The organism is Thermohalobacter berrensis (assembly GCF_003609645.1).
Classification (GTDB): Bacteria; Bacillota; Clostridia; order Tissierellales; family Thermohalobacteraceae; genus Thermohalobacter; species Thermohalobacter berrensis.
Window position 1 is genome coordinate 38,252 of sequence record NZ_MCIB01000010.1, and the last position, 22,052, is coordinate 60,303.

Sequence of the window (22,052 nt, forward strand, 5' to 3'; positions counted from 1 at the left end):
AAAATTTATATTTGAAATAATACAGTCTATTTAATTTTGATAGCTTTGGTTGGTTAATTCAGATAAAATTATAGAAATTCTAATTTACATAAGGAGGTTAAAAGTATGATAGATTTTAAAGAGGTTATTTCTAAGGCTGTTAGTGAAAAAATAGATGAGTTAAGTAAAAAAGAAGTGGAAGAACTTATAGAGATACCACCAAATTATGATTTAGGAGATTATGCTTTACCATGTTTTAAAATGGCTAAAATTTTTAGAAAAGCACCTAACTTAATTGCAGAAGAACTTGTAGAATTACTTGATGAAAATGAATATTTTGAAAAAGTACAAAATGTTGGCCCATATGTAAATTTCTTTGTTAACAAAGAAATTTTAGCAAAATCTGTGTTAGAAGAGATATTTGAGAAAAAAGAAAGATTTGGTTCACAGGATATTGGAAAAGGAAAAAATGTTATTGTAGAATTTTCATCACCTAATATTGCTAAGCCTTTCCATATTGGTCATATAAGAACAACAGTAATTGGAAATGCACTATATAAAATTTATAAATTTTTAGGATTTAATACTATTGCTATAAATCATCTTGGAGATTATGGGACACAGTTCGGTAAATTAATTGTAGCATACAAAAAATGGGGAGATAGAGAAGTTATAGAATCAAATCCAATTCCTGAGTTATTAAAACTTTACGTTAAATTCCATGAAGAAGCTGAAGAAAATCCAGAGCTAGAAGATGAGGCTAGAATGTGGTTTAATAAACTTGAAAATGGTAATGAAGAGGCTAAATCAATATGGCAATGGTTTAGAGATGTTAGTTTAAAAGAATTTAATAGAGTTTATGAAATGTTAAATATAAAATTTGATTCCTATGCAGGGGAGAGTTTCTATTCAGATAAGATGCCAAAAGTTATAGAAATGATGAAAGAAAAGGGAATTTTAACGGAGTCTAGAGGGGCAGAAATAGTAGATCTTGAGCCATATGGAATGCCTCCTGCACTAATTAGAAAAAGTGATGGATCTACATTATATATAACAAGGGATATAGCAGCAGCAATTTATAGAAAAGAACATTATGATTTTTATAAAAATGTGTATGTAGTTGGGGCTGAGCAGAAATTACACTTTGACCAATGGAGAAAAATTATTGAGTTAATGGGCTTTGATTGGGCTAAAGACTGTATACATGTTCCATTTGGAATGGTTAGTCTTGAAGAAGGTACAATGTCTACTAGAAAAGGTAAAGTAGTTTTCTTAGAAGATGTACTAAAGAAAGCTATTGAAAAGACAGAAGATATTATATCTAAGAAAAACCCAAATCTAAAAGACAAAAGAAAGGTTGCAGAGCAAGTAGGTATAGGTGCAGTAGTATTCCAAGAATTATCAAACAATAGAATTAAGGACTATGTGTTTTCGTGGGATAGAACATTAAGTTTTGATGGTGAAACTGGACCATATGTACAATATACTCATGCAAGAGCATCTAGTCTATTAGAAAAAGCAGATTTTAAAATAACTGAAAATGTAGACTATTCAATACTAACTAATGAACAAGCAGTAAATGTTTTAAGACTTTTACAGCAGTTCCCTAAAGTAATTGTTAATGCAATGGAGAAAAATGAACCTTCGATAATTACGAGACATATTGTAGATATCGCACAAGAGTTTAATAGATTCTATCATGATTGTCCAATTATAGTAGAAGATGAAAAAGTCCAAAAGGCAAGATTATTACTTGTATATGCCGTAAAAACAGTAATAAAAACAGGATTAGGTCTATTAGGAGTTGAAGCACCTGAAAAAATGTAATAAATTAAAAAAATGTAAATGCCCGCATATTGCGGGCATTTTTTTTAGTTCTATTAAGTTCTATAACATCCATTAATTTTTACATATTCATAGCTTAAATCACAGCCCCAGGCTGTTGCATCATATTCTCCATCATGTAAATCAATAATTATATTTACAGACTTTTCTTCCAAAATATTTTTTGCTAAATTTTCATTAAATGAAACTCCTACTCCATTTTCTACAAGCTGTATAGTATTTTTTGAATTTTTTATAGTTATGTCAACCTTTTCTGGATTAAAATTCCCCCCAGAATATCCTAATGAACACATAATTCTTCCCCAATTTGCATCACTACCAAAAATGGCAGATTTTAATAGATTAGAGGATATTACTGATTTTGCACAGAGTTTTGCATCCTTTAAAGTCCTAGCGTTATATACAGATACTTCTATAAGCTTAGTTGCTCCTTCTCCATCCTGAGCAATCATTTTAGCAAGCTCCTTATTTACATAATCTAATGCTTCTTTAAATTTAAAATAATTATCATCAACTTTATCAATAATTTGGTTTTCGGCAGAAGCATTTGCTAAAATAAGTACCATATCATTAGTGCTAGTATCTCCATCTACTGATATCATATTATAGCTATCATCAACACTTTCCCTTAATGCTTTTGATAACATGTTTTTGCTAATATTTGCATTTGTGGTAATGAAGCTTAACATTGTTGCCATATTAGGATGTATCATACCTGAACCTTTAGCAATAGCGCTAATAAGTATTGGTTTATTATCTATTATAATTTCTACAGTTATTTTTTTAGGATGAGAATCAGTTGTCATAATTGCCTCAGCAGCAGAATATCCATCTCCTTTAGAATTAGTTAAAAGATTACAAGCACTTTCAATGCCAGAAACAATCTTACTTATTGGTAAAGGAACTCCTATAATACCTGTTGAGCTAACAAGAACTTTTTCAGGTAATAAATCTAATGATTCAGCTGTTACTTTAGCCATAGTAAGTGCGTCCTCTAGTCCTTTTTTACCTGTACATGCATTGGCATTACCACTATTAATTACAATAGCTTGAGGGTTGATACTATTTATATTTTTCATAGTTATAAGGACAGGAGCAGCTTTAACTTTATTTTGAGTAAATGTTCCAACAGCAACAGCAGGTTTTTCACTGTAAATAATACATAAATCCTTTTTTTCATTTTTCTTTATACCACAGTGTATTCCGATTGCCTTATAGTAGGGAACATCTGAAATAGTTTTGTTCTTTAGTATTTTCATTTTTTCACACATCCTCTCTAATATTTGCTTATTTAAATTTATTAAGGAGTTATTGATATAAGCTTTAATCCCTCAGTTTCTTCAAAACCAAACATAATATTCATATTTTGAACTGCTTGACCAGCAGCTCCTTTTATTAAATTATCTATGGCAGATATAATTAACACCTTTGAAGTCCTTTTGTCTACCCTTATTCCAATATCACATAGATTAGATCTTTTTACCCATTTTGTTTCTGGAAGTTTACTTGTAATTCTTACGAAATATTCATCTCTATAAAAATCCTCATATAAACTATATAAACTTTCTTCAGAGATATTCTTTTTTAAAGTTACATAACAGGTTGCAAGTATACCTCTATTCATTGGAATAAGATGAGGTATAAAAGATAAATTAATTTTGTCTCCATATAAATTAGAGATTTCCTGTTCAATTTCAGCAGTATGCCTATGGCATGTAACACTGTATGCTCTTATAGATTCATTACATTCTGAAAAGACGTTTGATAATTTAGGTTTCCTGCCAGCCCCTGATATTCCAGATTTTGCATCAATAATTATAGAAGATAAATCAACTAGTTGAGAATTTACTAAAGGTGCTAATGCTAATATACTAGCCGTTGGATAACATCCAGGATTAGCAACTAATTTAGCTTTCCTTATTTTCTCTTTGTATAGTTCTGGTAAACCATATACTGAATTTTTTAACAAATATTTTTTTGGATGTTCTATTTGATACCATTTTTTAAATACATTTGAGTCTTTAATACGAAAATCAGCACTTAAATCTATAACTTTAACTCCTTGGTTTAAAGCCTTTTCTATTATGGGAAAAAATTTCCCATGGGGTAGAGCGGAAAATAGCACATCTATCATAGGTAATTTTTTTTCTGCTGTTTGCATATCAATACAGTATTTATTTATAAATGTATTGTACTGTGGATAAACCTGGCTATAGGCTGAATTTGCATAATTATAAGATGATAGAAAACATACATCAATTTTACTATGGTTGAATAGAAGCCACAGCAACTGTTGACCAGCATAACCTGTGGCACCTACTATACCTACCTTAATCATTATTTGATTCACTCCTTAAAAGTATTTAGATAAATTATACAAAAACAAGGATAAAAATACAAGAAAAAATCTAAAAAATCTCAAAAATGCTTGAATAATTATATAAAATAATGTATAATCATAAAAACTGATTTTTGAAAGGTGAGATGATCTTAATGGAAACCCACAAGATTAAGACAATTGTTGAGGCTTTACCTTATATAAAAAAATTTAGAGGTAAAACCTTTGTAATAAAGTATGGTGGCAGTATTTTCAAAATGGAAAAATCGAAAAAGGCTTTTATAAAGGATATTGTATTACTTACATTTGTAGGTATTAATATCATAATTGTTCATGGAGGTGGTCCAAATATTTCTCAGATGCTTGATAAGCTAGGAATTAAAACAGAATTTATTAAAGGTTTAAGAGTAACAGATGAGGAAACAATGGAAGTAGTGGAAATGGTTTTATCTGGAAAAATAAACAAAAAAATAGCTGCTGATTTATGTAAAAATGGTGTAAATGCTATTGGAATTAGTGGGGCAGATGGAAACTTAATTATAGCTACAAAGAAATATTTAAAAGAAGGAAAAGAAAAAATTAATATAGGTAATGTAGGAGAAATAGTAAATGTAAATCAGAATCTTTTAAATGATCTAATAGATAAAGGTTATCTGCCAGTTATATCTCCAATTGGATATGATAATGAAGGTAATGTATATAACGTAAATGCAGATTATGCAGCGGCAGCAATAAGTTCATCTCTAAAGTGTGAAAAATTGATTTATTTAACTGATGTAAAGGGATTATATAAAGATATAGAGGATTCTAATAGCTTTATTTCTTCCATAACTATAGATGAAATTAATGAATATATAAGAACAGGTGTAATCAATGGGGGGATGCTTCCTAAGATGGAGTGTTGTATAAAAGCCATAAAAGGTGGAACAAAAGATGTTCATCTTATTGATGGTAGATTAGAACATAGCCTGTTATTAGAAATATTTACAGATAAGGGCATTGGAACAATGATAAAAGGAGGAGTAAATAATGGGTAAAAATTATATTATGAATACTTATAATAGATTTAATGTAACCTTTGAAAAAGGAATTGGGTCAAAACTTTATGATATTAATGGAAAAGAGTATATAGATTTTGTTTCAGGTATAGCAGTAAATTGTTTAGGGCATAGTCATCCATCTATTGTAAAAGCTATTGCAGAACAAAGTAAAAAACTTATGAATGTGTCAAATTTGTATTGGACAAGAGAACAAAACAAGTTAGCAGAAATGTTGATAAAAATCAGTAATCATAATAAGATATTTTTCTGTAATAGTGGAACAGAGTCTGTAGAGACAGCCTTAAAGATAGCCAGAAAATATGGAAAGAAAAGAGGAGGAAATGCAAAAAAAGAAATTATATATATGACAAATTCCTTCCATGGAAGAACTCTAGGTGCTCTTACTGTAACTGGACAAGAAAAATACAAAAAAGATTTTACTCCCCTTATGGAAGGTATAAAGTCAGCACAGTTTAATAATATAAAGGATTTAAAGGATAAAATAGGTGAAAATACTTGCGGAGTAATTATAGAACCTATTCAGGGGGAAGGTGGAATACATGTTGCTAATAAAAATTTTTTAAAAGAAGCTAGAAAACTATGTGATATGTATGATGCACTTTTAATATTTGATGAAGTACAATGTGGAGTAGGGAGAACAGGTAAATTTTTTGCTTACCAAAACTATGAAATAGTACCTGATGTAGTATGTATGGCTAAGGGGCTAGGTGGTGGATTTCCTATTGGTGCTGTTTTAGCAGTAGAGAAGGCAGCTAATGTTTTAGTACCTGGTGACCATGGATGTACCTTTGGCGGTAACTCTTTGGCTTGTAGGGTTTCTATGGTTATTTTAAAAGAACTTATTGATGGAGGAGTTATAAAAAAAGTAAAAGATAAAAGTGAATATATAATTAATAAACTAAAGTATTTATCTAAAAAATATGAATATATTAATGAAATCAGAGGAAAAGGCTTAATGCTAGGGGTTAGTATTACGTGTGATGCTAAAAAATTTATACAAAAGTGTTTTAAAAATGGATTACTTTTAGTATCAGCAGGAAAAAACACAGTAAGAATTTTACCTCCTTTAAATATTAATAAAGGAGATATAGATATAGCGGTAGATATTATTGATAAAACTTTTAAAGAAATATCAACTAAAAATTAAAGAGGGGATGATTTATTATGCAATATGTATTTATTCCTGAGATATTGAATTTAATAGATATAGATGAAATATTAAATAATTGTAAGAATGGATATATTAACATTACCCCAAATATAAAAAACATCTTAGTAGTAAATCTTGGAATGAGTAAAAAGGAATTAACTCATTTTATAAACAATAAATGTAATATATATGTATTTGGTAAAAATTTCAGTTTAAATCAATTAAAAAATCTATCTTTTGATGCAATTTTTATTTCTGATGGTAAACTTCACTTTGAGGAATTAGAAGTTTTAGTAGAAAAAATAAAGAAATATATTGGTGTAAAAACTATTTTAGGGGTTGGATTAGGAAAAGATGTAATAGAGATGGCAATTTGCAAAAAACAAGGTGATAATCAATGGGACCAAAATAATGGAATATTAAAGAATGAAAGATATGGTATATACTGTTCTGATAATAATTCAGATGATAGCTTGAAAAAACTATTAAAGTTAAGCAAAATAGCATGATTAAGTATTTACATTTTAATTATATATTAATAATTTTAAGAAACTAAAAGAACTTCCTTTTTGAAAATTTTTATTAAAATAAGGAAGTTCTTTTTTTATGTTTTTTTACATTCTTTTAAAATAACTTTTTTAATTTAAGAGTAAAAAATATTTATTCTGTTATTAATATGTTTAAAATTTATTCAAATGTGTAATAATAATATGATAGTTTTTTTCATACAATTACCTTGTTAGGATTATAAAAGTTATAATACTAATATTGACTTACAAAGGAATTATTTATATAATACTTCTTGTTGTCAAAATGGTAGGTGAAAGGAAGGAGGTATAGATATGCAGAAAAAGTCACTCATGAAGCTAATAATAGTAGGGATAGTTTTAATTAGCAGTATAGTGTATGGAGTATCAGTAAATGAAAGGGAAGAAAAGACTTTAAATTTACATACAATTAGTGATAAAAAAGTAGTGAGCAAGTTAAAAAAAATAACTGAAAATGAAGAAAAAATGACTATTAAATCTAAAAATAATTTTGATGAAAAGATGATAGATTATACTAAAAATATAACTGGATTAACCCATGAAGAGGTTCTATATCTTTTAGGACAGTGTAAAAAAAAGGACTTAAACATTTTTGTAGTCCTAGGATTGATGAAGGTTGAAAGTAACTTTAATAAGTATTGTGTAGGGTCCCTTGGAGAAAGAGGATTAGGTCAATTAATGGAAAATACAGCAAAGCCTTTAGCTTATAATTTGGGGATAGAGTATGATCCTGATAAATTATTTGAGCCTAAATATAACATACTCTTATTTACTACCCAACTGAAATACCTAAAAAAGTTGTTTGATAACGATATGCATAAAGTTTTAACAGCCTATAATAGAGGACAATATGGTCTAAAAAGATATATGGCATCAAGAAGTGATAGAAAAAATCCTGCAAAAAGTGTATACTCAGATAAGGTTTTAGAATATGCAGTTAAGTATCAAAATGAATTTAAAAAATGGAAGTAAAAAGCATCCGTATTTATTATGGGTGCTTTTTTATTATGCTTCAAATGAAAAAGATGTTATAAAAATGTAATATTTTATTTGAAGTGTTTATCTTATTTTTACAGTCTATAATAATAGAAAATAAAAAGGAGGAAAATGGATGGACAGGAAAAATAAAGTTGGTATTTTATCCTTGGCTTTTACACTTATAGCTATAGGTGTCATTTTATTATTGGATAATTTTATAGATATAGATGTTATTAGAAGTTTATCAATATTATGGCCAATAATAATTGTTTTATTTGGATTGGAGTTAATTATTAAGTACTTCATGTTGAAAAATGGGGAAAATGGGATAAAATTTCATGGATTAAGTATACTTTTGCTCATCATAATTATCTTTATAACTTCAGCTATTTCTAATATCTATATTTATTTTCCTAATTTAGAAATTGGAGAATTTATTAATTACAACTATAGATATAATTCAGAATTTAGTAAGGATTATGAAATAGACAAAAAAGCAAAATTATCTATAGATAATACTTTGGGGAATATTGACATAAAAAAAAGTAAGATAGAAAATATAAAGATAAATACTACAGTAGAAATGGATCATAATGATGAAGAATATGCTCAAAAGGTAGCTAATGAAATTATAGAAATTTTAGAATTAAAAAATGAAATTAAAATAATAACAAAAACTAGAAATTATTTAGATAAAAGAGATAAAGTTGCTAATATTAGAGTGAATTTATCCATTTTAGTTCCAAAAGATTTAGAAATAGATGTTAAAAATAGGCATGGAAATGTAATAGTAGAAGGAATAAAAGGACCAGTCAATGTAGTAAATGAACATGGAGAAATTAAAACTAAGTTAATAGAGAATAATGTTAATATAATCAATGCACATGGAGATATAAAAATTGAAAATATAAATGGCAATGTAAAAGTAGAAAATGAGCATGGGAATATAGAGGTAGATAAAGTTAGTCAGGATTTAATTGTAAAAAATCAATTTGGATCTATAGAAATTAATCAAGTAGAAGGAAATGCTAACATTACTAATTCACATGATAAAATTAATGTAAAAAATGTAAAGGGGAAAACAGAAATCGATAGCAAGTTTTCTGAGGTTGAAGTGTCTAATGTTGGTGGAGATTTAGACATAAAAGGGGAGCATAGAGATATAATTATTAGTAAAGCAATGGAAAATGTTATGGTATTCAATAAATTTGGCGACATAGAAGTAGAAGGAGTTAACAAAAACATAAAGATAAAAAACAATAATGGTGAAATAACTCTAAGTAATAATGAAAATATTGAGGGTAAAGTAGATATTGAAAATGAATTTGGCAATATTAAATTAGAACTTTCCAAAAATCAAGGAGGATATTTTAAAATATTTACTGATTCTGGAAAAGTAGATACAGACCTACCTTTTACAATAAAAAAGGATTTTAATGAAGAGTCAGTAGATGATAAGATAGGAAATAATAAATCTGAATTTTATATTCATAATGAGAGAGGAGATATTAGTATAGAGACTATTGATTAGTCACTATATTGGATGGTGATTTATTTGGATGAGGAAAAGATAGTAGAAGAATTAAAAAAAGGTAATATGAATGTATTTTCACAATTAGTAGATATTTATAAAAATAGAATTTTTGCTGTAGCATATAAATTTACAAACAATTATACTGATACCCAAGATTTAGCTCAAGAAATTTTCCTAAAAATCTATAATGAAATAGATAAATTTAGATATGATTGCAAACTTTCTACTTGGATATATAAAATAGCAACTAATATGTGTATAGATTGGAAAAAACGCCATAAAAAAAGGAATTTTGTTGGCTATAATAGTTTAAATGATAGTAGAAAGAATAATCTTATATTAAATATAAAAGATAAAGAACCTTTAACAGAAGAAAAAGTGATGTGTAAATATGACCAATACAAAATCCATCAAGCAATTTTTAACTTACCAAATATATATAAAACAGTTATAGTTATGTATCACTTTTACAATATGTCATATAATGAGATAGCTAAAGCCTTAGAGGTTTCAGTAAAGACTGTTGAAACAAGACTATACAGGGGAAGAAAGAAACTAAAAGAGGAATTAGTAAAGAACGTAGGTGGAGGTGATTTTGAATGGAATGTGAAGAAATAAAAAGGAAAATTAGTATGTACTTTGAGGAAAGGCTTAGTGAATTGGATGTTAAATACGTAAAGGAACATATTAAAATATGTGAAAATTGTAGATTGGAATTTAAGGAAATGGAAATCCTATTTGATATTCTTTCAAATCACGAAACTGTATATCCACCTATAGACTTTACAGATAAAGTTATAAATATAATAAAGAAGAAAAATCAATCAATAAGCTTAGAAAAATGGGGAAAAAGTCTTATAGCAGCCGGAATAATTTTAGCCCTATTAAATTTTGCTTCAATAGGAAATATAGTTGATGAAATATCCTTATATGCTTATAAGAGTTCTCTTACAATAACTGAAAAAGTTTCACAACCGGTTATTGAGATAAGTAATAGTATAAAAAATTTGAAAGGGTTTATTAAATAAAGGGAGGTTAAATCATATGGAAAATAAAAATGTTGAAAGTAAAAATACTGATTATAACAAAACATATCGCGTAAGTAAGTTTTGGGCAACATTATTTTCATTTATACCTGGTGCAGGGCATATGTATTTAGGTTTTATGAATAGAGGATTACAGCTTATCACAGCATTCTTTATTATAATAAGTATACCTAATATATTTCATTCAGCAGAATTTTTAAACTTTTTTTCAATTATTGTATGGGTTTATAGCTTTTTTGATTGTTACCATCTAAGAAAAAGACTTGAAGCACAGGAAAATGTTAAAGATGAATTAATATTAGATATTAGTTCTAAAAAATTAAATTATTCTTATATAGGTATAGGACTTGTAGGTTTTGGAGGGTTAATTTTACTTGAAGAAATTTTATCGGAACTATCAATAATACTAGGACCTTCCGTTTATAATTTTGTTATTGGTTCTAATGTGTTGAGATTCTTAAGAGATTCTTTATTCCCACTTGCGTTGATAATTATAGGAATTACCTTATTAAAGAAGGGAAAGAAGGTAAAAGAATCACAAATTTAAGGTTAAGCCAATTAATTGGCTTAACCTTAAATTATTTTTTGAAATTTGATATACTACTATATGTAGTTTAAATTAGGGGTGTTGATATGACAAAAGAAAAAATAAAAAAATTTATGATTTATGGTGTGTATGGAGATATTTTAAAATATAAAAATGATATATTAACAACAGAAAAAGAGCCTTGGAAATCATATAATAAATGGCAGTGGTCTTATATAACTGAATTATTAATATTAACTTTAAAATCTTTAATCCCTTCAACTAAAAGTGTAAAAACACAAATAGATTATAATAGATTTAGGGAAGAACTTAATTTGTGGTATTACTATAGACATGGTTATAATGAAATATTATTAAAGTCAGCAAAAGGAAAATTACATAAAAGAAATTATTGGATTGATGAAGATGATAGTGTTTACAGTAGAATATTTCTAATAACTGCTTCTAATAAGGAGTTTAGTGAAGTAAAGGATGAAGTTATTAAAAATATACTATACACTACAGGTAATATTGAAAATCTCCTTGAAGGAATAGTATTATCAAAATTATTACATCTATTAATTAATGAAAATAATAGAAACATAAAGGACTTATTGAAGGAAGAAATAATACATTTATCTCAAAAAGATATTGTGGAAAAATATAGAAAACATTTTAGATTTGATATTAAAACTTATCCTAATAATTATACAATTGTCTTTGAAAAATTAAGAATATCAATATTAAATTTACTTAACGGTATCAAAGAAAAGAGGTTTAAAAGACTAAAAATTTCCTTAGATATATTACAAGGAAATATAATCTATTTTGATAACATAGAATATGATTTCTTCTTATATGGATTAATGAGCTTATTTATGCCAAGGACTAAAAAAATTGATTATGATAATATAAAACTTATAGAAAATTTAGCAATATATTTAAGTAAATTAAGAAATGGTAGGATACCTCCAGAAAATCTCTATATAAAAGATTATCATCTTCCTGATATTTTTAAGTTTAATGAAGGAGAGTTTTTTTTCCACTCTCTTTTAAATAAATGTAAAGTTATAAAAAAGGAAAAAACAAATACATATATTAAAAGTTTAATATCATCTAAAACAGGTATGTATAGGTTTATTAAGATAAAATAAATCCCCAGATAACTGGGGGTTTTATACTTTATCATTCTATGAACAAATTGTAACTTCTTTAATAAAGCTAAAAGGAATATTTTTTAGTCATTTAAACAAAGGCTATGTTCTTCTTCAAGATATTTTAAAAATTCCTCCTCACTTGTATCTGCTAATTGACTTAATTCTTTAAGTATATTTTGTTTAAGTGCTAAGAAAGAATCTATATTAGTCTTTTTCCCAGTATATTCAAGGGCTTCTATTATCATCAACATGTCTTTTTTAGATATTTCAGCAATAGATATTTTATCAAACTCTTGCATGGTCCATCTCCTTTCTAAAATAGTACGATTATTTCTTAAATTATATTTTCTACATAACCTAAAAAATACCTTCAAAAAAATATAAATTTCAACAAAATTATTCAATAAAAAGCGAGCAAAGCCCGTTTCACTAGGGAAACCTAGTTCTCCATAAATATATTTTTCTATACAATAAAAAAAGACCTGAATATAGCAGGTCTTAAAAACTTTCAGGGTCTTTTTCGAAAAATACCCTCTTACTCTTATTTTTTACATCATTTAATAACTTTAAGAAATTATCTATTTGCTTTTTAATTAATTTAGTATCTTCTGATGATATATTATAATAAAGGAATAAATCTTCAAAAGCTCTAACTGCCTTAGAAATTTCTTTATCAACCTCAATAAATGACTCAAAGTTTCTACTATTTTTGGCATTTCTAAATTGTTTTATATCTATTTCAATAATTTTTACAACTTCCTCTTCAGAATCAAAAACTCCAGCAGAAACAACATAAGGTCTAATTCTTTCTAAATAATATTTATTATCAGGAGTTATATGATATAAATATTCTATTTTGTAATCATCTAGTGAATATTGAACGATAAACATAACATCATGAACCGATACAACCTTACAACCAAGCTCTTTGAGCTTATTCATACACATTTCATGCCTAATCTGTCTAATAGTTAAATATGGCATATTATAACCTCCACATACTATTTAGATTTAATTATATCATAAAATGTACAAAATTTTATAATGTTTACAAATAAAATATGATATTATAGCATTATAGCAATATTAATTTTACTTTCTACTTATAAACTAAGGGTGATTATTGTGTTAAATGAAGTAATTAGTAAAAAGAGAATACATTTAATTTGGAAATTAGCTTGGCCTGTAATGTTAAGTCAAATTTTACAGACTCTCTTTGAAATAGCTGATATGTATTTCATTTCTAATATAGGAATTATAGAGGCTGTGGCTGCAACGGGAATTAGTACTTCAATAATAGGGGTTTTAATAGTTTTTTCACAATTAATTGCCACTGGGACTATTGCATTGATTTCTAGAAAAACGGGAGAAAATGATATAGATGGAGTTTTAAATATATCTAAACAAGCATTAATTTTAGCTTTTATAATAGGATTAATATTATCTGTATTAATCTATATATATTCTCAAAATATAATCAATATTTTTAAAGTTGATAAAAATGTTGAAAAATATGCCCTTATATATTTAAAAATAGTACTGCTAAGTATACCTTTTATTTTTTTGAATCTTACAGGAAGAGCAGTTTTACAGGCACAAGGTGATGCAAAAACTCCAATGATAATATTTGCTTTGATGAATATACTTAATATCATTTTAGACCCTGCTTTAATTTATGGATTTTTAATAATTCCTAAAATAGGGTACAGTGGTGCTGCTATAGCTACGGCAACATCTAATATAATTGCTTCTTTTTTTATGCTATATGTCATAAATAAAAAAGTATTTAATATAGGATTAACTAATATAATAAGGAATTTACAAATAAATATACATATAATGTTTAGGATTTTAAAGATAGGTTTTTATTCTGCCATTCAAGCAATATCAAGACCTATTACAGGATTAGTCATGTACAAAATTGCTAATTATGCAGGTACAAATGCTGTAGCAGCTTTTACAATAGGAGTAAAAATGTTTAATTTAGTATTTATTTTTTTAACAGGATTAAATATGTCAATATCAGTTTTAACTGGACAAAATTTAGGGAAAAAGGACTTAAATACTGTTGAAGAAGTTGTCAAAGACGGATTAAAACTTGCATTAGCTAATATGATAGTCTTTTTAATACCATATTTTTTATTTGCAAAACAGCTTATGATGTTTTTTACTTCAGATATTAGTGTTATAAATATTGGTGTTAATTACTTAAGAATAACTTATGTAGGTATAGTATTTGTTATTTTTCCAATAGTATATGGAGGTGCTTTTGTAGGGGCTGGAGATACAGCTCCACCTATGGTTGCTTCATTAGTAGCAAATTGGATTTTTAAAATTCCCTTTGCATATATTTTTAGTGAGATTTTAGGGATTGGTGCAAATGGTGTGTGGTTAGCTATAAGCTTATCCGTAATATTTGAGGCTATAATTGTTACAGTTTGGTTCAAAAAAGGTAAATGGAAATGTAAGGAAGTATAAACATATAAATACCTCCTCTAATATTATAAGTACTTATAATTTTAAATTACATATTATATTTAAAAGAGGAGGTATAAAATGAAAGGCCAATTTAACAAAACATTTACTAAATTATATCCATACGACAGAAATAAAGCTTATAATTATGCTAAAAGGTGGTCCTTTGACAGAAACCCCAAGTATTATGATTTTGAACATTTAGGAGGAGATTGCACTAATTTTATTTCCCAAGTATTACATGCAGGTGGCTGTCCAATGAATTATAAAAAATGGACAGGATGGTATTATAAAAATCTAAATGAACGGTCACCATCCTGGACAGGAGTAAATTTTTTATATGAATTCCTAATTAATAATAGTGAAAGAGGTCCTATAGCAGAAAAAGGTGATATAAATAAATTGCAAATAGGAGATATTATTCAACTTGATTTTGATGGTGATGGAAGTTTTGAACATTCTCTTGTAGTAGTAAAAATTAATAAACCTATAAGTTTAGACAACATTTTTATCTCAACACATACTTATGATAGATTTAATTATCCCTTAAGTAATTACACTTATAGTGATATTAGGTTTATACACATATTAGGATATAAATATTAAAACTATGTTATAATGTTGATAAATTCTTTAAGGGGGAATTTTTAAATGTTTAAAACTAATAATGAAAAAATATTGAATGATTTGTTTAAACAAAATAGGATAGCAACCTTAAATTCTTTAGGAAGATTAAAATATAATAATGATTGGGAATTATTTGTAGATGATAAGAAAAAGCCTAGTTCATTTTTGATAAAACATAATTATTGGAATACTTTATTTTCAAATGACAAAGAAACAATAGTTGAAATGGCGAAAAACTTAAGAGGAGAACAAGGCTTTTCTGGTATACTAAAAAAATATTACCAAATTATAAAAAAATATAAGAATATAGAGTGGGAAGAACATTGTTTTCTTTATTATCTAGATGAAAAAAATATTGATACTTCTAGAATCAAGCATGATGTAAAAGAATTAAAATTAGAAGATGCGGAAATAGTAAATAAATATTACACATATAAAAGCGAACATTCCCTTGAATATATAAAAAGATGTATAGAAGAAAGACCTACTTCAGCTATATACGATGAAAACGGTAATCCCATTTCTTGGGCTGTAGTAAGAGAAGATGGTTCTATGGGAATAATGTATACTAAAAAAGAACACAGGGGAAAAGGATTAGCTCTTTCAATAACATTGGATCTAGCAAAGAAAGTAATTCAGAGTAATTTCATTCCTTACGTACATATAGTTGTGGATAATACTCCTTCTTTAGCCTTGGTAGAATCTGCAGGATTTAAAAAATATGGTGAAGTTGTTTGGTTTGGAGTAAAAGACTAAAATTAAGAAAGGAAAGGATGAATACAAAGATTATGAAGGTACTGCTTACAACACTTAATTCTAAGTATATACATTCTTCATTATCTATTAGATATATCAAAAGTTACTGTGAAGATATAATACCTAATATTGAAATTGAAGAATATACTATTAATCAAAATACCGAATATGTAACAGGAGAAATTTATAGAAAAGAACCAGATGCAGTAGCTTTTTCGTGCTATATATGGAATATAGAAAAAACATTAGAAATTGCTGAAAGACTAAAAATAGTAAACCCCAACCTAAAAATTATTCTCGGTGGTCCAGAAGTATCCTTTAATGGAAAGGAAATATTAAAGAAAAATACTTTTATAGATTTTATAGTTTATGGAGAAGGGGAAGTAACCTTTCGTCAGTTGCTCTATAAACTTTCCAATAAAGATAATAATTTTAAGGATGTAAAGGGTTTAGTATATAGAAAAGAAAATGAAATAATTAGAACAGAGCCAAGACCACTTATAAAAAATCTTGATAGTATACCTTCGCCCTTTAGAGGAGATTTAAAAGATTTTAAAAATAAAATTGTGTATTTTGAAAGTTCAAGGGGATGCCCTTTTAATTGTCAGTTTTGTTTATCTTCTACCATACCAGGCTTACGCTTTTTTTCATTAGATAGAGTAAAAAAAGATCTTAAATGTTTAATTGATGCAGGGGTAAAACAGGTAAAATTTGTTGATAGAACCTTTAATGCAAAAAAAGAGTATGCATTAGAAATAATGAAATTCATAATGGAACAAAATGTAAAAAATATCAATTTTCATTTTGAAGTAACAGCACATATTTTGGATGAAGAAATTTTAGAATTTTTAAAAGATGTGCCTGAAGGTTTATTTCAGTTTGAGATAGGTGTACAGTCTACTAATTCAAAAACACTTAAAGCCATAGATAGAAATACTAATTTTGAAAGATTAAGTTATGTTGTAAAAACAGTAAAAAGCTATAAAAATATACATCAACATCTAGATTTAATAGCTGGGCTACCATATGAGAATTATAAAAGTTTTAAAAAGTCATTTAATGATGTATATAAATTAGAGCCTGATAAGTTACAATTGGGATTTTTAAAGCTTCTTAAGGGCTCAGGATTAAGACAAAACAAAGAGAAGTATGGCTTTAAATTCTTAGATAAACCTCCTTATGAGGTTTTAGAAAATGACTATATAAATTATAGTGAAATGTTAACATTGAAAATTATTGAAGATTTGGTAGAAAAATATCCAAATAGTAGAAGTTTTAAAAATTGTTTAGAATATATTATTAAAAAATATTTCGAAACACCATTTGATTTTTATGAGAAATTTGCTAAATATTGGACAAATAAAGGGTTTCATAGAATATCTCACAGTAAAACAAGACTGTATAAAATACTAAAAATGTTTTATATAGATTACGTAAAAAATGATATAGATATATTTAATGAAATTTTAAAGTTTGATTTTATTTATAATAATAAGTCCAATATTCCACCCTTTATTGAAACATATAAAGATATTCCCAAAAATAAAAAGCACGTATTTTTACAAAATAGAGAAAATCTATTAAAATATATACCTGAATTTAAAGAATTACCTGCAAAGAAAATAATTAATAAGGTGCATTTTGAAAAATTCCCTATTAATATAATAGATTTTATTAATAGTGGATATAATCTTAAAAAGCTTCAAAGGGAAGATAAGGTAGTATTATTTGTATATGACGAAAATAAAAAGGTATTTGATAAATGTAGAGCATATGATATAACTAAAGAGTTTATTAAGCAGGAGTGATAAAATGGAAATACTTAGAGATTTATATTATACAAATAGACTTACAGCTAAGAAAACATATAAACTGTTTTTAGCTAATTGGCCAATTATTTTTACTGGTTTTGTATATACAATCATAAATATAATACTTTTTAGTGTAATTTCTTTTTTATTTACGGGAGTTCTAAGGCTTTTGGCAGGAATTGTTATAGCATTAGCTACTAGTTCATTAGTTTCAAACTATTTATATTTATTATCAAATATAATTAAATATGATAAATTTACTTTGCATGATTTTAAGCTAGGGTTTAAAGCTTTCCTATGGAAGGTTTATGGAGTGTTAGTAATAGGATGGATAGCTGGACTATTGTTTCAAATGGCATTGGCACCTATATTATACAGAATAATACCATCAGGTATTTTAAGTTTAATTATAAGTTTACTAGTTTTTGTATTTTTAAATCCATTGCCTGAGACTATATATCAAAAATTTTATTCACCTTGGGAAACTATTGTCTATTCATTTGAATTTATTAAAGAAAACTGGCTTGAATGGTTTATCCCAAATATTGTATTAATATATCTTATTTATTTAACTACAGGTACAACAATGACAACTTTATTTCCAACTCAAGTCTTTATGGGATTTGACTTTTCACTAAAAGGTATATTATTATATTTACTTGGACAAATACTTTTCTCATTTACTATGATTTATAGAGGTAAATTGTTTGAGACTTTAAGTACAAGTACTAGAAGAAAAAGGTTGTTTATGAGAGATTTCTATAATTAATAAACAACTAAAATAGAAAAAGGTGATTCAATATGAAAAGTGTTAATGAGTATTTTAAGGAAAAAACAGAAAATTTATCTTTTATTGAACTTAAACCAGGTTCTTTTATAGATATAAATGGATACAAGATTACAGATGAAATACCTTTACCAATAGTGATTGATGAATTGATTACTGAAATTAAAGAAAGAAGAGCACAGGATGAGCTAAAGGTTTCCTCGATGATAAGGGGGATGATATATACTATAGGAGTAGACCCAAAATTTAAGTATTTTGATGACTATAAGAAAATACTTTATAAATATGATAATAGAATAGAGCATTACATACTATATAGAGGAATTGATTTAATAAAAGAAGGCTCTTTTGATGAAGGTATTATCTTTTTAAGGGCATTGACATTTTTAAATAGTGAAAATGTCAATGGACTTTATAACTATGGAGTAGCCATTGAAAAAAAAGCAGAGAGCTTTTATAAACTAAAACAACCTAAAAAAGGAAAAGAGTTTTTAATAGAAGCAATTAGAACATTTGAAACTATTTTAGATATTAATCCGAACTTTCCAATGGCATATTATAAATTAGGATTTCATTACAAAAATATGAAACAGTTTAAAAAATCACAAATAATGTGGGAAAAATCCTTAGAATTTGATATAAGTGAAGATATAAAAGAAGAGATAGAGGCAAATCTATTAGATATTAAAGATGATGTAATATATGAAGAAGGATACAATGAAATACTAAGGGGAAATCCTAAAGCTGGAATAAAAAAGCTTTTACCTCTAAAAGATAAATACTCTGATTGGTGGAACTTATTATTTTTAATTGGTTTAGGTTATAGACAATTAGGTGAATATGATAAAGCAATAAAGGAATTTAAAAATGTATTAGCTGTTAATCCTGGACAAGTTGATACTTATAATGAGCTAGGACTTTGTTATGCAAGTTTAGGTAAATTTGAGGATGCAATTGAGAATTTTACTAAGGCTATAGAAAGGCGACCTAATGATTATGAAATAATCTGTAATAGAGGATTAACATACCTTCAACTAGGGGATAAAGATAGAGCTTCTAAGGACATAGAAAGAGCTTATGAGTTAAATCCCCAAGATGAAATTACTATAACATGTAAAAGGGAGTTAGAAAAATACAAATAAGGCTGTAGGAATTTATACTACGGCCTTATTTTTGTTTCCTTTCAATTGAATGTGCCATTCTTGCACATGCTGCAGCAACTATACCTCCAACTAAATCGTCTAGGAAAGTATTTACCATATCTGTTTCTTTGCCCATTTTATCTATTTCTCCTATGATTCCAAACTTCATCTTATCAATATACCCATAATTGGTAAACCCAATTGATCCATATACATTAGTTATACTAAGGGCTAATATCTCATCAATTCCATAAAGAGATTCATCATTTTTTATCATCGATAATAAAGGCTCTTCAATTAAATTTTTTTCTGCTAATTTGTCTAATTGTATACCAGTTAAAATAGCATTTTGAACTTCTCGTTTTGATAACACTTTATTTACATTATAAATGGCATCTTCCATTGTTATATCAATATATTTTTTTTGAAGTTCATAGACTAATTCAGCCATTTTTTTAATAGTTACTCCTCTTTCTTCTAACAATTCAATTATATTTTCTTTCATCTTCAGACCTCCATTTCACTTAAGTTCTTTGATGGCAAAAAGTACTTAATTAAAAAAGGGGTTAATATTATAATATTAAAAAAGAGCTAAAAATATGATTTAGAACTAAAATAAATTAGAATGGGGTTGAATTGAAGATGAATAAGTTATTTTTCTATAATGGAAATATACTTACTATGGATAATAGTCAAAAAGCTGTTGATACAGTTGTAGTAAAAGGTAATAAAATTATTCATGCTGGTAGTTATGATTCTGCATTAGAATATATTGATAGCAAAACTGAATATATAAACTTAAATGGAAGAACTCTGCTACCAGGATTTAATGACAGTCATATGCATCTTATTAGTTATGGTTTTAATAAATATAAAGTAGACCTTAGAAAAATGGGATCTATTTTAGAACTACAAAAAAATATTTTTAATTTTATTAATAGTGAAAAAACTAAGATGTTTAATAATTGGATTCTTGGCTATGGATGGAATGAAGAGAATTTTAAAGAAAATAGGTTACCAAATAAGAGAGATATTGATAAAGTAATTAATGATAGGCCTGTTTTTTTATCAAGGGCTTGTTATCATATATGTGTTGTGAACTCTAAGGCCTTAGAAATGGCTGGAATAGATAAAGATACTATAGATCCTGAGGGTGGAAAAATAGATAGAGACCCGTTAACAGGTGAACCTACAGGAATACTTAGAGAAAATGCAATATACTTAGTCTATGATCTTATACCACAAATTAATGATACTAATAAAATAAAAAAGCTTATTTTATCAGCTATTGGTGATGCTAACAAGTGGGGAATTACTTCAATTCAAACTGACGATTTTTCTCATTTTAAATCATACAAAAAAGTTATTAAGGCTTATGAAGAATTAAAAAAGGAAAATAAACTTAGCGCAAGAATCAATTTACAATTGTTGTTAAATAGTATGGAAAAACTAAAGGATTTTTTGAGATTAAGAATAAGAACAGGAGATGGTGATGAATGGGTTAGATTTGGACCACTGAAGCTATTAGCCGATGGGTCACTAGGAGGGCGAACAGCAGCACTAAAAGAACCCTATGATGATGATAAAACAACAAGGGGAATATTGGTATATGATGATGAAGAATTAGAAAATATACTTAAATTTGCTTACCTAAACGGATTACAACCAGCAGTCCATGCAATAGGGGATAGATGTATGGAGCAAGTCCTCAGAATATATGAAAAACTTAAAAAAATGGAAGTTAAACCTGTTTTAAATAATGATAGATTTAGAATAATTCACTGTCAAATTGGTTCAAATGAAATATTCAAGAAATTTAAAGAATTGAATGTTATAGCAGATATACAACCTATTTTTCTTAATACAGATTTACATATTGCGGAAAAAAGGGTAGGTAAAGATAGAATTAAAAAAAGTTATGCTTGGCAAACTATGAATGATATGGGTGTTATACTGTCTGGTAGTTCAGACTCACCAATAGAAAGTTTTAACCCTCTGCTGGGGATATATACAGCTGTAAATAGAAAAGATATAACAAACTTTCCTGATGGTGGTTGGTATCCTGAAGAATCCTTAGACTTATATACAGCTTTAAAATTATTTACTAAAAATCCAGCATATTGTACATTTGAAGAGAATATAAAAGGAATTATAAAACCGGGAATGTTAGCTGATTTAGTAATATTATCTGACAATATAACCAAAATAGATAAAAGCAGTATTAAAGATTTAAAAGTAGATATGACAATCTTAAATGGGAAAACTGTATATGAGAGAGTAAATTAAATGCCC

22 protein-coding genes are annotated in these 22,052 nt (G+C 27.0%); 17 read left to right on the forward strand and 5 right to left on the reverse strand.

Annotated elements, in window-relative coordinates; genetic code table 11:
- Positions 1 to 105: 105 nt before the first annotated feature.
- Entirely contained in the window at positions 106 to 1,806 is a 1,701-nt protein-coding gene (gene argS / locus BET03_RS06170) for an arginine--tRNA ligase (RefSeq protein WP_120168399.1), read from the forward strand.
- Positions 1,807 to 1,859: 53 nt separating this feature from the next.
- Here the strand turns inward: argS and argJ are convergent, their stop codons facing one another.
- Together argJ and argC are read right to left on the reverse strand one after the other, a co-directional pair.
- Positions 1,860 to 3,083: a bifunctional ornithine acetyltransferase/N-acetylglutamate synthase gene (gene argJ / locus BET03_RS06175; RefSeq protein WP_120168401.1), complete on the reverse strand. Its 1,224-nt coding sequence runs from the start codon at positions 3,081 to 3,083 to the stop codon at positions 1,860 to 1,862.
- Between the two features lie 41 nt (positions 3,084 to 3,124).
- Entirely contained in the window at positions 3,125 to 4,162 is a 1,038-nt protein-coding gene (argC, locus tag BET03_RS06180) for an N-acetyl-gamma-glutamyl-phosphate reductase (protein WP_120168403.1), read from the reverse strand.
- Between the two features lie 155 nt (positions 4,163 to 4,317).
- Here argC and argB point away from each other — a divergent pair, with 155 nt between their 5' ends.
- From argB to BET03_RS06225, 9 genes are all read left to right on the forward strand, one after another.
- On the forward strand, positions 4,318 to 5,199 hold the full coding sequence (argB, locus tag BET03_RS06185) for an acetylglutamate kinase (protein ID WP_120168405.1): 882 nt from the start codon (positions 4,318 to 4,320) through the stop codon (positions 5,197 to 5,199).
- Positions 5,192 to 6,370: an aspartate aminotransferase family protein gene (locus BET03_RS06190; protein WP_120168407.1), complete on the forward strand. Its 1,179-nt coding sequence runs from the start codon at positions 5,192 to 5,194 to the stop codon at positions 6,368 to 6,370. Before argB ends, BET03_RS06190 begins: the two co-directional genes overlap by 8 nt.
- A gap of 17 nt (positions 6,371 to 6,387) precedes the next feature.
- Positions 6,388 to 6,882, forward strand: coding sequence for a glutamine amidotransferase-related protein (locus tag BET03_RS06195; protein WP_120168409.1), 495 nt, complete (start codon positions 6,388 to 6,390; stop codon positions 6,880 to 6,882).
- A 333-nt stretch (positions 6,883 to 7,215) separates the two neighbouring features.
- Positions 7,216 to 7,893, forward strand: coding sequence for a lytic transglycosylase domain-containing protein (locus tag BET03_RS06200; protein ID WP_120168411.1), 678 nt, complete (start codon positions 7,216 to 7,218; stop codon positions 7,891 to 7,893).
- 139 nt (positions 7,894 to 8,032) lie between these two features.
- Positions 8,033 to 9,430 (forward strand): DUF4097 family beta strand repeat protein, encoded by a 1,398-nt coding sequence (locus BET03_RS06205; RefSeq protein WP_120168413.1) that lies wholly within the window; start codon positions 8,033 to 8,035, stop codon positions 9,428 to 9,430.
- 15 nt (positions 9,431 to 9,445) lie between these two features.
- Entirely contained in the window at positions 9,446 to 10,051 is a 606-nt protein-coding gene (locus tag BET03_RS06210; RefSeq protein ID WP_243096874.1) for an RNA polymerase sigma factor, read from the forward strand.
- Positions 10,033 to 10,461: a zf-HC2 domain-containing protein gene (locus BET03_RS06215; protein WP_120168417.1), complete on the forward strand. Its 429-nt coding sequence runs from the start codon at positions 10,033 to 10,035 to the stop codon at positions 10,459 to 10,461. The genes BET03_RS06210 and BET03_RS06215 overlap by 19 nt, the downstream gene beginning before the upstream one ends.
- Before the next feature lie 16 nt (positions 10,462 to 10,477).
- A complete protein-coding gene (locus BET03_RS06220; RefSeq protein ID WP_120168419.1) occupies positions 10,478 to 11,026 on the forward strand; it encodes a hypothetical protein in 549 nt (182 codons plus the stop codon).
- A gap of 86 nt (positions 11,027 to 11,112) precedes the next feature.
- The gene (locus BET03_RS06225; RefSeq protein WP_120168421.1) at positions 11,113 to 12,159 is read left to right on the forward strand and encodes a hypothetical protein; all 1,047 of its coding nucleotides are present in this window, start codon (positions 11,113 to 11,115) and stop codon (positions 12,157 to 12,159) included.
- Between the two features lie 83 nt (positions 12,160 to 12,242).
- On the opposite strand, the gene BET03_RS06230 is transcribed toward BET03_RS06225, so the two are convergent.
- Positions 12,243 to 12,461, reverse strand: a complete 219-nt coding sequence (locus BET03_RS06230; RefSeq protein WP_120168423.1) for a hypothetical protein — start codon at positions 12,459 to 12,461, stop codon at positions 12,243 to 12,245.
- 199 nt (positions 12,462 to 12,660) lie between these two features.
- Positions 12,661 to 13,146 (reverse strand): hypothetical protein, encoded by a 486-nt coding sequence (locus tag BET03_RS06235; protein WP_120168425.1) that lies wholly within the window; start codon positions 13,144 to 13,146, stop codon positions 12,661 to 12,663.
- Between the two features lie 141 nt (positions 13,147 to 13,287).
- Between BET03_RS06235 and BET03_RS06240 the strand changes: the two genes are divergently transcribed.
- The 6 genes from BET03_RS06240 (at position 13,288) to BET03_RS06265 (ending at position 19,760) form a co-directional block, all read left to right on the forward strand.
- A complete protein-coding gene (locus BET03_RS06240) occupies positions 13,288 to 14,640 on the forward strand; it encodes an MATE family efflux transporter (protein WP_120168427.1) in 1,353 nt (450 codons plus the stop codon).
- Positions 14,641 to 14,718: 78 nt separating this feature from the next.
- Entirely contained in the window at positions 14,719 to 15,243 is a 525-nt protein-coding gene (locus BET03_RS06245) for an amidase domain-containing protein (protein WP_120168429.1), read from the forward strand.
- Between the two features lie 45 nt (positions 15,244 to 15,288).
- Entirely contained in the window at positions 15,289 to 16,020 is a 732-nt protein-coding gene (locus BET03_RS06250) for a GNAT family N-acetyltransferase (RefSeq protein WP_120168431.1), read from the forward strand.
- 32 nt (positions 16,021 to 16,052) lie between these two features.
- On the forward strand, positions 16,053 to 17,828 hold the full coding sequence (locus tag BET03_RS06255) for a B12-binding domain-containing radical SAM protein (protein ID WP_120168469.1): 1,776 nt from the start codon (positions 16,053 to 16,055) through the stop codon (positions 17,826 to 17,828).
- 4 nt (positions 17,829 to 17,832) lie between these two features.
- Positions 17,833 to 18,600, forward strand: a complete 768-nt coding sequence (locus BET03_RS06260) for a hypothetical protein (protein ID WP_120168433.1) — start codon at positions 17,833 to 17,835, stop codon at positions 18,598 to 18,600.
- A 32-nt stretch (positions 18,601 to 18,632) separates the two neighbouring features.
- A complete protein-coding gene (locus tag BET03_RS06265) occupies positions 18,633 to 19,760 on the forward strand; it encodes a tetratricopeptide repeat protein (RefSeq protein WP_120168435.1) in 1,128 nt (375 codons plus the stop codon).
- A gap of 25 nt (positions 19,761 to 19,785) precedes the next feature.
- On the opposite strand, the gene BET03_RS06270 is transcribed toward BET03_RS06265, so the two are convergent.
- A complete protein-coding gene (locus BET03_RS06270; protein ID WP_120168437.1) occupies positions 19,786 to 20,265 on the reverse strand; it encodes a phosphatidylglycerophosphatase A family protein in 480 nt (159 codons plus the stop codon).
- Between the two features lie 137 nt (positions 20,266 to 20,402).
- On the opposite strand from BET03_RS06270, the gene BET03_RS06275 reads away from it, so the two are divergent.
- On the forward strand, positions 20,403 to 22,046 hold the full coding sequence (locus BET03_RS06275; RefSeq protein WP_120168439.1) for an amidohydrolase: 1,644 nt from the start codon (positions 20,403 to 20,405) through the stop codon (positions 22,044 to 22,046).
- Positions 22,047 to 22,052 lie beyond the last annotated feature (6 nt).

Coding starts and splice junctions, on each gene's coding strand:
- argS (WP_120168399.1), top strand. CDS start 106: ATGATAGATTTTAAAGAGGTTATTTCTAAGGCTGTTAGTGAAAAAATA.
- argJ (WP_120168401.1), bottom strand. CDS start 3,083: ATGAAAATACTAAAGAACAAAACTATTTCAGATGTTCCCTACTATAAG.
- argC (WP_120168403.1), bottom strand. CDS start 4,162: ATGATTAAGGTAGGTATAGTAGGTGCCACAGGTTATGCTGGTCAACAG.
- argB (WP_120168405.1), top strand. CDS start 4,318: ATGGAAACCCACAAGATTAAGACAATTGTTGAGGCTTTACCTTATATA.
- BET03_RS06190 (WP_120168407.1), top strand. CDS start 5,192: ATGGGTAAAAATTATATTATGAATACTTATAATAGATTTAATGTAACC.
- BET03_RS06195 (WP_120168409.1), top strand. CDS start 6,388: ATGCAATATGTATTTATTCCTGAGATATTGAATTTAATAGATATAGAT.
- BET03_RS06200 (WP_120168411.1), top strand. CDS start 7,216: ATGCAGAAAAAGTCACTCATGAAGCTAATAATAGTAGGGATAGTTTTA.
- BET03_RS06205 (WP_120168413.1), top strand. CDS start 8,033: ATGGACAGGAAAAATAAAGTTGGTATTTTATCCTTGGCTTTTACACTT.
- BET03_RS06215 (WP_120168417.1), top strand. CDS start 10,033: ATGGAATGTGAAGAAATAAAAAGGAAAATTAGTATGTACTTTGAGGAA.
- BET03_RS06220 (WP_120168419.1), top strand. CDS start 10,478: ATGGAAAATAAAAATGTTGAAAGTAAAAATACTGATTATAACAAAACA.
- BET03_RS06225 (WP_120168421.1), top strand. CDS start 11,113: ATGACAAAAGAAAAAATAAAAAAATTTATGATTTATGGTGTGTATGGA.
- BET03_RS06230 (WP_120168423.1), bottom strand. CDS start 12,461: ATGCAAGAGTTTGATAAAATATCTATTGCTGAAATATCTAAAAAAGAC.
- BET03_RS06235 (WP_120168425.1), bottom strand. CDS start 13,146: ATGCCATATTTAACTATTAGACAGATTAGGCATGAAATGTGTATGAAT.
- BET03_RS06245 (WP_120168429.1), top strand. CDS start 14,719: ATGAAAGGCCAATTTAACAAAACATTTACTAAATTATATCCATACGAC.
- BET03_RS06250 (WP_120168431.1), top strand. CDS start 15,289: ATGTTTAAAACTAATAATGAAAAAATATTGAATGATTTGTTTAAACAA.
- BET03_RS06255 (WP_120168469.1), top strand. CDS start 16,053: ATGAAGGTACTGCTTACAACACTTAATTCTAAGTATATACATTCTTCA.
- BET03_RS06260 (WP_120168433.1), top strand. CDS start 17,833: ATGGAAATACTTAGAGATTTATATTATACAAATAGACTTACAGCTAAG.
- BET03_RS06265 (WP_120168435.1), top strand. CDS start 18,633: ATGAAAAGTGTTAATGAGTATTTTAAGGAAAAAACAGAAAATTTATCT.
- BET03_RS06270 (WP_120168437.1), bottom strand. CDS start 20,265: ATGAAAGAAAATATAATTGAATTGTTAGAAGAAAGAGGAGTAACTATT.
- BET03_RS06275 (WP_120168439.1), top strand. CDS start 20,403: ATGAATAAGTTATTTTTCTATAATGGAAATATACTTACTATGGATAAT.